Raw genomic sequence first — 13,190 nt, 5'->3', positions numbered from 1 at the left:
AAGACAAGCTTTCTATTTCGAAAGCTCGTCTTTATGATACTATATTTTTTTCAAAAAAGATTATGACATCAAACCTTTTCTTCTTTATACAGATTGGATCGCATTTTGAACCAATCAAATAAGTGGGTCGTGATAACTTTCAGAACGGCGTACGTCGGAATAGCGACAATGATGCCGATCACGCTGAACAGTTTACCGGCTGTTAAAAGAACAAAAATGATGGTAACCGGATGGATATGAAGGTTTTTCCCCATAACCTGCGGAGAAATGAATTTCCCTTCAATCAGCTGGACAACCGTCCAAACAATGATCAATTTCAACAGCATAATTGGTGACGTGACAAGGGCAATCACAATCGCTGGTGTAATGGCAATCGTTGGGCCCAAATAAGGAACGACACTTGTACATGAGGCAATGAGGGCCAGCAGTAAGGCATAGTCTAACCCGATGATCATGTATCCAATTAAGAGAAGAATACCGATACAGAAGCTGACAATGATCTGTCCGAGAATATATGAGCTAAGGCGATGATTCATTTCATGCAGCACGATATGTGTATGCTCTCTTAGATTATTCGGAATAAATTTAAGGAAATAATCAGGCAATTTTTTGCCGTCTTTTAATAGGTAAAATAGAATGAATGGGACTGTGACAATCGAGATGATGATTTCAGTCAGCGCACCTAAAAATGTCCCTACACCAGTGAAGGTGCTTTCCAAAAGACTTGTCGCTTGGCTTGACGCTTTACTGGCTAATTCAGACACATTAAAGTTCATCGTCTTTTGCACTTGATTAATGAAGTTACTGCCTGTTAATTGTCTAATTTGATCTTCTACCGTATCGACGTATTTCGGAAGGTTATGAAACAGACTCATGGTTTGTGCTTGTAAAAAAGGAATAATGGACACAATGGTCACTGTAATCACGCCAATAATGACAAGATATAAAAGCAAAATCGAATAGATCCGCTTGACTTTAAACCTTTCTAACAAGTTGACAACCGGATTTAATAAATAATACACAACCCCCGTTAAAATAATCGGTAAGGCAATGGTTTTGACGAGTACAATGAGCGGTGTGAAAATAAAAGATGTTTTCATGAAAACAAGGATATTTAATCCTATTAATAGCAGGATGAGTAAAAAGAGAACAAACTTGTTATCAAGAAAAAATTTTCTAAATCGACTGCTCCACATTTGCATAGAATTCATATTGTTCCTCCAAACACGGGCTATTTATTAGTAAATTGTACACTACTTGATCATGATATGGTCATCATTATTTTAGCTTTTTTTCCAATTTCGCAATGGACATAGCCCATAAAATCAGAATCGGTTGTCCAATGAGCCTCATCCATAGCACGGCTCGTTCTGTGCTCTCTTGACCTGGAAATGGAATCCCCTCTCGCGCCGCAAAGAGGTTTGCTGGGAAAATAAGCACCAGATAGACAGCGATCCCTTTTGCTGCTGCGATCCTGACACTTGGCAGAAGCAGTAGAACTGCCAGCAGCCATTCCAAGCATGCAGTAGCATAGACCATCACATAAGGAAATGGCCAGCCAGTCATCATGCGAGCAAAGCCGCCCGGCTCTATCACATGAAAAACACCAGCTGCTATGAATAAAAGCGCAAAGACGTATGTACTTCCTATATGCAGGATGCGCTTCATGTTCGTTTCCTCCTCTCCCTTCTTTCTGAGTATTACCCGAATGAAGGAAGAAACTACCCACTTTTCGTACATTTATATCCTTTATGTAAGACGCATTAGCCTAGATAAAGGTTTCATCCGCTTTTCAATAAAAAGAATATTCTTTCATACAAACGCTTTCAAAGCATGTATAATCAGAGAAAAGCAGGAGGAGGGAATGACATGATTCGATTTGCTGTCATCGGAACGAACTGGATTACAGATCGGTTCTTACAGGCCGGTGAAGGAATTGCGGATTTTACATGCACGGCCGTCTATTCACGGTCCGCTGAAAAAGGACAGGCATTTGCCGAAAAATACGGTATTGATACGGTCTTTACCAACTTACAGCAGATGGCGGCAAGTGATACATTTGATGCTGTATATATTGCAAGCCCAAACGCCCTTCACAAAGAGCAAGCCATGTTGATGATGGAGCATCAAAAGCATGTTTTATGCGAAAAGCCATTAGCCTCCCATCGAAAAGAAGCTGAACAGATGATTGCCATAGCGAAAAAACATCAAGTTTGTTTAATGGAAGCAATGAAAACAACATTTCTACCAAACTTTCTTCAAATCAAACAACACCTTAATCAACTAGGTCCTATTCGGCAAGTGATCGCCCATTACTGCAAATATTCCTCAAGATACGACGCCTACCGAGACGGTGAGATTCCAAACGCCTTTAAGCCGGAATTATCTAATGGCTCTTTAATGGATATCGGTGTGTATCTCGTCTTTCCAGCCATTTATTTATTTGGCCTGCCCAATCAAATCACAGCGAGAGGTTATAAGCTTTCTTCTGGCGTGGATGGGAGCGGCTCATTACTTTTACAGTATGACGGGCATCAAGCACTTCTTTTTCATTCGAAAATCTCAACGTCCCATTTATCTGCTGAAATTCAAGGAGAAGATGCCACGATGGTCATTGATCAATTCCACCGTCCTTCTCGTATCACGATCCATGATCGTCATGGACATCAAACCGACATCTCTCTCAAAGATGGTCAGCCAGCCATGTATTATGAAATTAATCATTTTATTGAGTGTATTCAGCAAGAAAAGGGACAGTCTCCGGTCAATACATTTGCCTTATCTGTTCAAACCATGTCAGTCATGGACGAGGCGAGAAGGCAAATGGGCATTACGTATCCTGCCGACAGGCACACTTAATGGGGCATGAGATGATGAACAAAGGGCGAAAATGAAAATCATTTTCGCCCTTTGTCTTCTTTTCAGTGTGAATCAAATGATTTTGCTGCTAATACATCCGCAAATGCTTTCACATATGGCGGAAGGTCCGGTGGACGTCTGCTTGAAACGAGATGACCATCTGTGACAACTGCTTCATCAAACCAATTCGCTCCAGCATTCGTCATATCATCTTTAATACCAGGTGTGCTCGTTACTTTTTTGCCTTGCAGGATGCCTGCTGAAATGAGCACCCAGCCGGCATGACAAATTTGTCCGATTGGTTTACCTTTTGCATCAAACGTACGGACGATGTCTAATACTTCTGGATATCGGCGCAGTTTATCAGGCGCCCATCCACCTGGGACGAGCACAGCATCATAATCGTCAGCTTGAATGGAATAAAAATCTGCATCGGATACGGCAGGCACACCATACTTGCCGATGTACTCATGATCTGCTTTTTCTCCTACGAGATGGACAGTTGCGCCCTCCTCTCTTAAACGTAGAACCGGATACCATAGCTCTAAATCTTCAAAATCATCACTGACAAACGCAATGACCTTCTTATCTGATAAACGCATAACATCTCTCCTTTTCTTTCGACTTCCTCTATTGTACGAGATCGTCTCTTAAAAAGAAAAGCGGTTCCCCTTGAGGAGAACCACTTTCAATTATTCATTGATCTTGAATTTTTTAATTAAATCACGCAGTTCTTCCGCCATTTGGGAAAGAGTCGTAGAAGAAGAACTAATCTCTTCCATAGAAGCAAGCTGCTCTTCAGCAGATGCCGCGATATCTTGGATGCTTGCTGAACTCTCTCTCGATACATCTGCAATGTCATTGACTGCTCGAGAAATTTGCTCAGATCCTTTTGAAAGTTCGCGTACCGTTGTATTCATTTCATTAATTCTTGTTGCGATTTCCGCTGTTTGCTGGTTAATTTGTGAGAAGCTTTCTTTTGTTTGATCTGTAATAGAAAGACCATTTTTCACTTCTTCATTCACCGATTTGAACATATTTTGAGATGTTTGAATTTCAGATACAATTTCTTTCACGAGCTTTTCAATCTCTTTTGCTGAATCTGATGATTGAACCGCTAGTTTACGTACTTCTTCTGCCACAACAGAGAAGCCTCTGCCTGACTCGCCTGCACGTGCTGCTTCAATAGCTGCATTAAGTGCGAGTAAATTCGTTTGATCTGCAATGCCGTTAATCACACCTAGGATATTTGTGATATCTTTTGATTTATGCTCTAGGCCGTTGATCACACCTTCAGCCTCTTTCACTGAATGATCGATTGTTTTCATTTGACCAACTGTTTGCTCAACTAGCTGTCCGCCTGTTTCTGCTACTGTCTTTGATTGGACAGATGAGGCTGTGATCACATCAGAGGTTTGAGCAACCTCATTTAGACCTTCGTTCATTTGTTTCAAATGGTTTGCACTTTGCTCGACCATTTCACTTTGATTTTCGTTACCGTTCGAGAATGTTTCAATCGAAGATGTAATATGCTCTGTTGCTTTGGTTGTTTGACCTGCACTTGCCGTCAGTTCCTCAGAAGATGATGCCACGTTTTCAACAGATGTTTGTACGGCTTGAATGACATCTCTTAGTGACTCACTCATTTCATTAAAGCTTGTGCCAAGCTGTCCAATTTCATCTTGTGACCTGACTTCAATTTTTTCTGTCAAATCTCCCTCGCTGATCTTCTTCGAAGATGAGACTAGCGTGGAAAGTGGTTTTGTAATTGAACGGATGATAAAGAAGATGAGAATACCGCCAATGATGAGGGCTCCCGCTAAAATAATAGTGGCCATGTTAAAGACTGGCTGCGCAGCTTCTTTTACTTCACTTACAAACATTGTACCGACAATCTTCCAGCCTGTCGCTTTGTTTGTGGTAAACTCCATTTGCTTTTCTTTTCCTTCAAACATATAACTCATAGATCCTTTATCTTGTGAATAGAGTTTTTCTAACCACTCACCAGATAATTTTGACCCAGCTTTTTTCGTTGGATGGGCAACAAAGGTACGATCAGGGCTTCCGATAAAGGCATAGCCTTGTTTACCAATGTTAATACTATTGGACTCTTTCACTAGATTCGCAATGTCTAGGTTCATCGCGATGACACCTGATCCGTCATCTAGTTTTTTAGAAATAGTCACAACAAAAGTACCGGTTGATGCGGTTGGGTACGGAGCTGAAACAGACAACTCACCATTTTTCGCCCAGCCATCTTTATACCAATCTCGCTCAGTTGCGACATAGTCAGCAGGCATTTTTTTATTAGGATATCTTGAAAACACTTTGCCATCACTTGAAGCGACAAGAATACCTTCTGTGTCATCATTCATGCTCATGAACTGCTCAAAGCGTTCTTGAATATCAATTGTTCCTTTTTGCTTGAGTTTTTTCTCTGTGATCCATTGACTAAAGAAATCGGCTGCGTCTGTTTTCACTTTCACAACCTTCGTAATATTTTTATCTAGCTGCTCTACATTTTCCTTTGAGCTTTGCAAGATTTGATCATTTAAGGAGGTGCTTGCAGTATGATATGAAGAGTATGCCAATACAATGATTGGGCATAAGAGAATAAATAAGAAAGAGAATACGAGCTTTTTTGATATAGATGGCTTTCTGAAATACTGTATGAATTTCATAAAAAAGAAAACTCCTTTTAGTAAGATAGTATATATATCGGAAGTACTACTAGGTTATTTACTTTTTTAACTTATTAAAGTCTAAATAAGTCCAAAATAACCAAATTATGTGCAAGGAATAGAAAAACACCTGACGCCAAAACGTCAGGTGTTTCACTATATCTCTTACATTTTAAATTGTTTAATGAGCTCTCTTAGTTCTTCTGCCATCTGTGATAAAGTGGCGGAGGATGAGCTGATTTCTTCCATTGATGCTAGCTGTTCTTCTGCAGAAGCCGCAATATCTTGGAAGCCTGCGGAGCTTTCTCTTGAAAGCTCTTTGATTTGATTGACCGCATGTGAAATATCGTTCGAGCCATGCGAAAGCTCTTTGGCTGATCCGTTCATTTGTTTCATTTGTTCGGTCATTTCAGATGTTTTATGGGTAATTTTCTCAAAACTCACTTTCGTTTCATCTGTAATGTTTAATCCAGATTGAACTTCTCCCGCTACTTGTTTAAACATTTTCTGTGATTTTTCAATTTCCTCTACAATCTCGTTCGTCAGGCTTTCAATTTCTTTTGAAGAGCTTCCTGATTGCTCTGCCAGCTTGCGAACTTCTTCTGCGACAACAGAGAAGCCTCTTCCTGCCTCACCTGCTCGTGCAGCTTCTATCGCTGCATTTAAGGCAAGAAGGTTCGTCTGGTCTGCGATGCCGTTGATGACACCTAGAATGTTTGTAATGTCCTTTGATTTCTGCTCTAAGCCTGCAATGACAAGCTCTGCTTCTTTCACTGCCTGCTCAATCGTCTGCATTTGACTTGCTGTTTTTTGAACAAGTGCTCCACCAGCCTGAGCGGTTTTGCTCGATTCAATCGACGAATCCATCATATGAGAGGTGGTGTCGACCATATGCGATAAGCTGCGATCCATTTCGTTGAGCTGGACTGAACTTTTTTCGATCATATCATTTTGATGTTCAGTGCTGTTTGAGAATTGTTCAATAGATGATGTAATATGCTCAGTCGCTTGAGCTGTCTGTCCCGCACTGGCCGTCAATTCTTCAGATGAGGCAGCCACATTTTCAATTGAATTCTGGACGGCTTGAATGACTTGTTTCAGCTTTGCTGACATATCATTAAAGCTCTGCGCAAGCTTGCCGATTTCATCGTGAGTACGCACCTCAATATGCTGGGTAAGATCTCCTTGACTGATTTTCTCAGCCGATTCAGAGAGCTCTATTAGTGGTTTTCGAATCGATTTAATAATAAAATAAATCGCGATTCCGCCTACGACAATTGCAGCTGCAAGTATGATCATTGTTAAGTCGAGCACTGGCTGTGCGGCTTCCTTCACTTCGTTGACATACATCGTCCCGGCAACCTTCCAGCCTGTCGCTTCATTTGTGTCAAAAAACATTTGCTTCGGCTGTCCGTTGTATTCATATTCAAAACTGCCTTCTTTTTTGTCATACAACTTTACGGTGAAATCACCTGTCAATTTTGTCCCAGCCTTGTCCGTTTTATGGGCAATATAACGCTTATCTGACGTGGAGACAAAGGCATAGCCTTCTTGGCCAATTTTGATGCTGTTTGTATCTTTCACGATAGTGTTCAATCGCATATTGACCCCGATCACACCAGAACCATCTGCCAATTGCTCTGATATTGTGATGAGCAGGTCATCTGATGACTTATCGACAAAAGGATCTGAAATGATGAGTTTCTCATCTTCCATCGATTGTTGAAACCATGGTTCATTTTTTGCGCTCTTTGCACTGCCTCTATGGATCTCGGAATACTCCGTTAGTTTACCATTTTGATCTGCAATAAATACTTCCACCACATCTTCATCGGTTTCCGATAGTTGCTCTAATTTCACCTTGAGTAAATCTTTGTTTTTAGAGGCCAATTCATTCTTTTTCACCGATTTGGATAAGTATGACACAATGTCCATTTTAGGCTGTACATCTTTATTAATGAGTTCGTTTAATTGTTTGACACCATTTGCAGCACTAGACATAATCTCATCATTGAGAGAATCGGATGCCACTTCATAAGAAAATGCCGCCAATACGAGAATTGGCACTAGGAGAATCGCTAAGAATGCAGTAATTAATTTCTTCGACATCGTCAAGTGCTTAAAAAAGTTGATTTTTTTCATTACTCTACTCCTTTTGGTTTATGATTTGTGGTCTTTCTCCTCTATTCTTAGGTAATATGAATTATTTTTCAAGGTTTAATGTTCAATTTTCAACCAAAATAAGCATAATTACCTATTTCTTTTGATTTATTCGATTAAAAAAAGAGCCTCCTAGCTGGAGGCTCTCAGATTGTTGACAAAGGACTGAAATGATCTTAATTTTAGCCCTTTGTCTTCTTTTCAGCGTGTCTATTCAACCTTAAATTTGCTAATCAAATCACGCAATTCTTCTGCCATAGAAGAGAGTGTAGCAGAGGACGAGCTGATTTCTTCCATTGATGCCAGTTGCTCTTCTGCTGAGGCGGCAATGTCTTGAATATTTGCGGAGCTTTCACGTGATACGTCTGCGATCTCACGGACAGCCTCTGAAACATGTGATGAGCCTTTTGAAAGCTGAACAACGGTCTGATTCATCGTTTGGAGCTTGTCTGAAATTTCTTTTGTCATTTCGAAAATATTGTGGAAGCTTACTTTCGTTTGTTCAGTGAAGCTTAAGCCCGATTGAACTTCTCGATTCACCGCAGTGAATACTTCCTGTGATACATCGATGTCTTGAACGATTTCATTGATCAAATACTCTATTTCTTTCGCTGAATTGGCAGATTGAACAGCAAGTTTCCTTACTTCTTCTGCTACTACGGAGAAGCCCCTGCCGGATTCCCCAGCTCTTGCTGCCTCGATCGCTGCATTTAGTGCAAGTAAATTTGTTTGATCGGCGATACCATTGATGACACCGAGAATTTGTGTAATGTCTTTTGATTTACTTTCAAGTGCGCCAATCACATTCTCTGCTTTTTTCACTGACTGATCAATGACATTCATTTGAGAAGCGGTTTTTTCAACAAGCTGTCCGCCTTCCCCTGCGATATCTGTTGATTTGATCGATGACGCGGTAATCGATTCAGCAGATTCATTCATGTGCTGGAGGCCTCGGTTCATTTCCTCTAACTCGCCTGAGCTCAATTCCACTTTATCATTTTGACTTTCATTTCCGCTGGAGAATTGTTCAATGGCTAATGTAATATGCTCTGTTGCTTTACTTGTTTGTCCTGCGCTGGCGGTCAGTTCTTCTGATGAAGAAGCGACATTTTCGACTGAGGTTTGAACGGCACCAATGAGGGATCTTAATGAGTCAATCATCGTATTAAAGCCTTTACCAACTTGCCCAATTTCATCATCTGATTGGATCTGAAGCTTATCACGCAAATCTCCATTGCTGACTTTTTTCGAGAAGCGGACAAGGTTGGATAATCTCTTTGATATAGAGCGGACGATAAAGAAGATGAGGGTTCCTGCTACGATAAGTGTCACACTGAACACGATAATGGCTGTTTGGAAAACTGGCTTTGCCGCATCTTCTACTTCTGATACAAGCATTGTTCCACCGATTTTCCAGCCGGTTAATTCATTGGTCACATACGCCACCTTTTTATCTGTTCCTTTGAGTGTGTAGCTGCCGCTTCCTTCTTTGTTTTTAAAAATAATATTCGCTAGGTTTTCATTGACTTGGCTTCCTGGCTTTTGGGTTGGATCTGCTAGGACAGTTTTATCCTTTTCCATGATGAAGGCATAGCCTTTTTGCCCAATTTTGATTTCTTTTAATTTTTGAAGCAGGCTATCAATTTCCATGTCAACCCCGATGACACCTGAACCATCTTTCGTTTTTTGAGCAATGGTGATGACCATTTTGCCTGTGGATGCTGCAACGTATGGTTTTGTAATGACTTGTTTGCCGCTTTCTGCATTGAGCGCCTCTTGATACCATGGACGCTCTCTTGGATCGTAGCCATCAGGCATCTTTTGAACTGGGTATTGCATGAACAACCCTTTTTCAGAGCCTACATAAATAGCAGCAACATCTTTTTCATTAATTTTTCCATATTGCTGCAATTCTTTAATGGTCGCATTTCTATTTTTTTCTTGAAGATTAGAAGCTTTGAGAGAGTCTGTAAACAGTGTCACAGCATCTGCTTTGTTTCCAATATTCTCATTGATTAAGGTATCAAATGCGTTGACCTGACTCATGGCACTGCCCATAATCTGTTTGTCTAACTCTGTCTTTGATGTGAAAAACGCACTAATTGTCAGTGCCACGGTTGGTAAGATCAGGACTACCAAAAAGGCAATGATTAATTTTTTTGAAATGGATGGTTTTTTGAACCATTGGATCATTTTTCCCATTTTATCTTTCCCCCTTTACTTCTCTAAAGTTATTATCGGATAAAAGGTATATTTTTAGAGACTGGAAATGACGTTTAAAAATAAAAAAAATACCCAGATAATTCTGGATATTTTTTCTTCGTTCTTTAATTAATTTTAAATTGGCTTGTTAGCTCTTTTAGTTCCTCTGCCATATTGGCAAGTGTCACAGAAGAAGATGTGATTTCTTCCATAGATGCCAGTTGTTCTTCAGCTGAAGCAGCAATGTCTTGAATGTTCGCTGCGCTTTCTCTTGAGACTTGACGCATTTCCTGCATGGCTTGTGAAACAAGCTTTGAACCACTTGATAGGTCAATTGCCGTATCGTTTAATTGGGTAAGCTTTCTCGACATTCCTTCTGCCGCCTCATAAATGTTCTGGAAGCTTTCTTTTGCCTCTTCTGTCATGCCGAGTCCTGCATTTACTTCTCGATTGACCGCTTTGAACATATCTTGAGATTTAGCAATTTCTAACACAATTTCTTGGATCAGCTTCTCAATTTCTTTCGCTGAATCTGCGGATTGGACAGCTAGTTTTCTCACTTCCTCTGCAACGACGGAGAAGCCGCGCCCTGATTCACCTGCTCTTGCTGCTTCGATTGCTGCATTAAGGGCAAGTAAATTCGTTTGATCCGCAATGCCGTTAATCACATTTAATATACTCGTAATATCTTTAGACTTGTATTCTAATTCTTTCATGACTTGTTCTGCTTCTTGCACAGACGTATCAATATGTTTCATTTGTTTGGCTGTGCTTTCAACAATGCGGCCGCCTTGACCAGCAGCCTCCGTCGATTGAAGTGAGACAGTCGCCACTTCTGATGAAGTATGTGACATGCCTTGTAATCCTTCATTCATCGCCACAAGCTGATTCGTACTAGATTCGACTTTCTCGTTTTGTGCTTCATTTCCATTTGAAAATTGTTCAATCGACATCGTAATATGCTCTGTTGCTTGACTCGTTTGGCTGGCACTTGCGGTCAGCTCCTCTGAAGCCGAAGCCACATTGTCGACAGATTGTTGTACAGCTCGAATGACTTCACGAAGGGATTCACTCATCTTGCTAAAGCTTCTTGTCAGATCCCCTATTTCATCCTTCGATTTGGTTTCAAGGGTTTCGGTTAAATCGCCTTCACTCACTTTGTTTGAGAAATCAACAAGCTTTCTAAGCCCCATTGTGATGGAGCGAACGATGAAGAAGATTGCGATGCCGCCAAGGATAAATGAAGATATTAAAAGAATAATGGCAGAATTCCAAACTGGCTGAGCTGCTTCTTCTGTTTCTGATACAAACATCGTTCCAGCAATTTTCCAACCTGTTAAATCATTCGTGACAAAAACGAGACGCTTTTGCTCTCCTTTATTCTCATAAGTTGCATTTCCTTCTTTGCCGCTGTAAAGGATAGATGAAATATTTTCTGTGACATTAGAGCCTGATTTTTCTTCTGGATGCGCCACAATTTGTTTATTTTTATTTGCAATAATTGGATAACCTTCTCGTCCAATTTTAATTCCCTTTATTTTATCAACAATGTCCTGAACATCGATATCGATCCCAATGGCTCCCGATCCGTCCTTCAGGCGCTGGGCGATCGTGACAACCATGCGATTTGTTGTAGCAGAGATGTATGGATTGGTGACAACAGGGTCACCTTTTTCATCCTGCATTGCTTGTTGGTACCAATCGCGTTTCGTTGGATCATAGCCTTTTGGCATGTCTACTTTAGGAAACTGAATGAAATCACTCTTTTTACTTGCTGCATAAAAACCAACTACATCATCTTCATTGATTTTGCTGTATATCTCAAAATGCTCATAAAGTTCATGCTGGTTTTTCTTTTTAAAATCGTCTGCATTGGACGTTTCGGTAAAGAGTTTCACCGCGTTTTCTTTGTTCAAAAGCTTTTGCTCGATCATGTCATTCAACTCATTGACTCTTGCATTCGCTCCGTACATGATTTCATGATCTAATTCTTGTTTGGCAATCTGATATGAAATCGCACTTAGTGTAATGATTGGTAAGACGAGAACAAGTGTGAATGAAATGATCAGTCTCTTTGAAATCGATGGTTTTTTCAACCATTTTATTGCACTTTTCATGTTTTTCCTCCTTTTAAAGGTTATGTTTTATATCGGACATCTTTATATTATTTTCATGTTTTTCAAATAAAAAGGATGCATTTTTGTTTATTTTCACAAATTGATTCCTTGCCCAAGCATCGCGCATACGCTAATACAAAAGGGGGCGCTTTTCATATGATTATCCTTTCAGGACAGCCAGTGACAAATGAGCAGCTGGCATCATTCCAGCTAGAGGGACAAAAACGAATCATTTTGATGCAGTTACAAGCATCAAATGATACGTTCCGCTATAGGCAAGCATCTGATTTGTTATTTGAGGTGACCTTAAGATCGAACATTATGAATGCCGCAAGAGATTTGAATAAAAGTGGTGCCTCATTTGCCATCTTTCAAAGGTCTCGTGCAAATGACGCATTTTGGCGTGTATCAGAGGCAGGAGCACTAGAATTACGCTATCAAGTTGAACCATCTAAAGGGATCAAAGACATTTTTGAAAATGGCTCAAAATATGCATTCGAATGTGCAACGGCAATTGTCATTGTGTTTTATATGGGGGTCCTGCAAACGGTAGGAGACGAGAAGTTCAATCGAAGGCTTCGAAGTTTAACGCTGTATGACTGGCATTATGATACATTGTCGATTTATACAGAGCGCGGAAATGATTTTATTTACGGAGATTGTTTATATTTCGAGAATCCGGAGTTTAGCTATCAGCAGTCACAATGGCGTGGAGAAAATGTCATTTACTTAGGAGAAGATCAATATTACGGTCATGGGCTTGGGATTTTAACAGCAGCAGAAATTATTGACAAATTAAATAACAGAAGGCGGCCAGGTGCTGTTCAATCCGCTTATTTATTGCCGCAGACCACCCGGATGGATGTCATTTATCTCAGGCAAATGTTCGGCAGCTAAAAAAGGCCTCTTGTCTATTGGTTATGACAAGGGGCCTTTGTATGCCTTGCGTTTGCGATAATCTTGGAGCGTGCCAAGCATTTTGTTCGCAAGGATCTCCATTTCTTCTAGATCGTTTCTAGTGACCGGGGGATCGTGCCGGCTCCATTTCACGTAACGAACAAAATAGTAATGACGAATGGGGGTAAGGACGGCAGAAGAGTGCGGAAAAGCATCAAACACGAATTCGATTTGTCCTTTTTTTCGGTATGAATGGGTTAAGATGTCCATCCTG

10 protein-coding genes and 3 pseudogenes are annotated in these 13,190 nt (G+C 40.5%); 2 read left to right on the top strand and 11 right to left on the bottom strand.

Going from position 1 to position 13,190, the window contains the following annotated elements; translation table 11 throughout:
* Positions 1 to 68 precede the first annotated feature (68 nt).
* Entirely contained in the window at positions 69 to 1,211 is a 1,143-nt protein-coding gene (locus BA70_RS01650) for an AI-2E family transporter (RefSeq protein ID WP_034317287.1), read from the bottom strand.
* Positions 1,212 to 1,278: 67 nt separating this feature from the next.
* Entirely contained in the window at positions 1,279 to 1,668 is a 390-nt protein-coding gene (locus BA70_RS01645; protein WP_034317285.1) for a DoxX family protein, read from the bottom strand.
* A 201-nt stretch (positions 1,669 to 1,869) separates the two neighbouring features.
* Between BA70_RS01645 and BA70_RS01635 the strand changes: the two genes are divergently transcribed.
* Positions 1,870 to 2,859, top strand: coding sequence for a Gfo/Idh/MocA family protein (locus BA70_RS01635; RefSeq protein ID WP_034317280.1), 990 nt, complete (start codon positions 1,870 to 1,872; stop codon positions 2,857 to 2,859).
* A gap of 62 nt (positions 2,860 to 2,921) precedes the next feature.
* On the opposite strand, the gene BA70_RS01630 is transcribed toward BA70_RS01635, so the two are convergent.
* From BA70_RS01630 to BA70_RS20910, 8 genes and pseudogenes are all read right to left on the bottom strand, one after another.
* A complete protein-coding gene (locus BA70_RS01630) occupies positions 2,922 to 3,461 on the bottom strand; it encodes a type 1 glutamine amidotransferase domain-containing protein (RefSeq protein ID WP_034317277.1) in 540 nt (179 codons plus the stop codon).
* Positions 3,462 to 3,551: 90 nt separating this feature from the next.
* A complete protein-coding gene (tlpB, locus tag BA70_RS21070; protein ID WP_034317274.1) occupies positions 3,552 to 5,540 on the bottom strand; it encodes a methyl-accepting chemotaxis protein in 1,989 nt (662 codons plus the stop codon).
* A 165-nt stretch (positions 5,541 to 5,705) separates the two neighbouring features.
* Positions 5,706 to 6,653, bottom strand: a complete 948-nt coding sequence (locus tag BA70_RS20935; RefSeq protein WP_420834667.1) for a methyl-accepting chemotaxis protein — start codon at positions 6,651 to 6,653, stop codon at positions 5,706 to 5,708.
* Positions 6,645 to 7,475: pseudogene (locus tag BA70_RS20930) on the bottom strand (HAMP domain-containing protein); the annotation flags it as partial. The gene BA70_RS20935 and the pseudogene BA70_RS20930, both read right to left, overlap by 9 nt.
* A gap of 435 nt (positions 7,476 to 7,910) precedes the next feature.
* Positions 7,911 to 8,861, bottom strand: coding sequence for a methyl-accepting chemotaxis protein (locus BA70_RS20925; protein ID WP_373465699.1), 951 nt, complete (start codon positions 8,859 to 8,861; stop codon positions 7,911 to 7,913).
* Positions 8,856 to 9,746 (bottom strand): annotated as a pseudogene (locus BA70_RS20920) (HAMP domain-containing protein); the annotation flags it as partial. The gene BA70_RS20925 and the pseudogene BA70_RS20920, both read right to left, overlap by 6 nt.
* A 281-nt stretch (positions 9,747 to 10,027) precedes the next feature.
* Positions 10,028 to 10,855, bottom strand: coding sequence for a methyl-accepting chemotaxis protein (locus BA70_RS20915; protein ID WP_420834666.1), 828 nt, complete (start codon positions 10,853 to 10,855; stop codon positions 10,028 to 10,030).
* A 114-nt stretch (positions 10,856 to 10,969) separates the two neighbouring features.
* Positions 10,970 to 11,836: pseudogene (locus BA70_RS20910) on the bottom strand (cache domain-containing protein); the annotation flags it as partial.
* Between the two features lie 339 nt (positions 11,837 to 12,175).
* Between BA70_RS20910 and BA70_RS01605 the strand changes: the two are divergent.
* On the top strand, positions 12,176 to 12,916 hold the full coding sequence (locus BA70_RS01605; protein WP_034317262.1) for a protein-glutamine gamma-glutamyltransferase: 741 nt from the start codon (positions 12,176 to 12,178) through the stop codon (positions 12,914 to 12,916).
* 21 nt (positions 12,917 to 12,937) lie between these two features.
* Here BA70_RS01605 and BA70_RS01600 read toward each other — a convergent pair whose 3' ends face one another.
* A complete protein-coding gene (locus tag BA70_RS01600) occupies positions 12,938 to 13,186 on the bottom strand; it encodes a hypothetical protein (RefSeq protein ID WP_034317259.1) in 249 nt (82 codons plus the stop codon).
* Between the last annotated feature and the right edge of the window lie 4 nt (positions 13,187 to 13,190).

It is taken from the genome of Bacillus zhangzhouensis (genome assembly GCF_000715205.1).
Lineage (GTDB): Bacteria > Bacillota > Bacilli > Bacillales > Bacillaceae > Bacillus > Bacillus zhangzhouensis.
The sequence above is the reverse complement of the archived record's forward strand: the minus strand, read 5'-3'. Positions and strand labels throughout refer to the sequence as shown.

Excerpts from the sequence above, each read along its gene's own strand:
- BA70_RS01650 (WP_034317287.1), bottom strand. The coding sequence starts at position 1,211 with ATGAATTCTATGCAAATGTGGAGCAGTCGATTTAGAAAATTTTTTCTT.
- BA70_RS01645 (WP_034317285.1), bottom strand. The coding sequence starts at position 1,668 with ATGAAGCGCATCCTGCATATAGGAAGTACATACGTCTTTGCGCTTTTA.
- BA70_RS01635 (WP_034317280.1), top strand. The coding sequence starts at position 1,870 with ATGATTCGATTTGCTGTCATCGGAACGAACTGGATTACAGATCGGTTC.
- BA70_RS01630 (WP_034317277.1), bottom strand. The coding sequence starts at position 3,461 with ATGCGTTTATCAGATAAGAAGGTCATTGCGTTTGTCAGTGATGATTTT.
- tlpB (WP_034317274.1), bottom strand. The coding sequence starts at position 5,540 with ATGAAATTCATACAGTATTTCAGAAAGCCATCTATATCAAAAAAGCTC.
- BA70_RS20935 (WP_420834667.1), bottom strand. The coding sequence starts at position 6,653 with ATGTCAGCAAAGCTGAAACAAGTCATTCAAGCCGTCCAGAATTCAATT.
- BA70_RS20925 (WP_373465699.1), bottom strand. The coding sequence starts at position 8,861 with ATGATTGACTCATTAAGATCCCTCATTGGTGCCGTTCAAACCTCAGTC.
- BA70_RS20915 (WP_420834666.1), bottom strand. The coding sequence starts at position 10,855 with ATGTCGATTGAACAATTTTCAAATGGAAATGAAGCACAAAACGAGAAA.
- BA70_RS01605 (WP_034317262.1), top strand. The coding sequence starts at position 12,176 with ATGATTATCCTTTCAGGACAGCCAGTGACAAATGAGCAGCTGGCATCA.
- BA70_RS01600 (WP_034317259.1), bottom strand. The coding sequence starts at position 13,186 with ATGGACATCTTAACCCATTCATACCGAAAAAAAGGACAAATCGAATTC.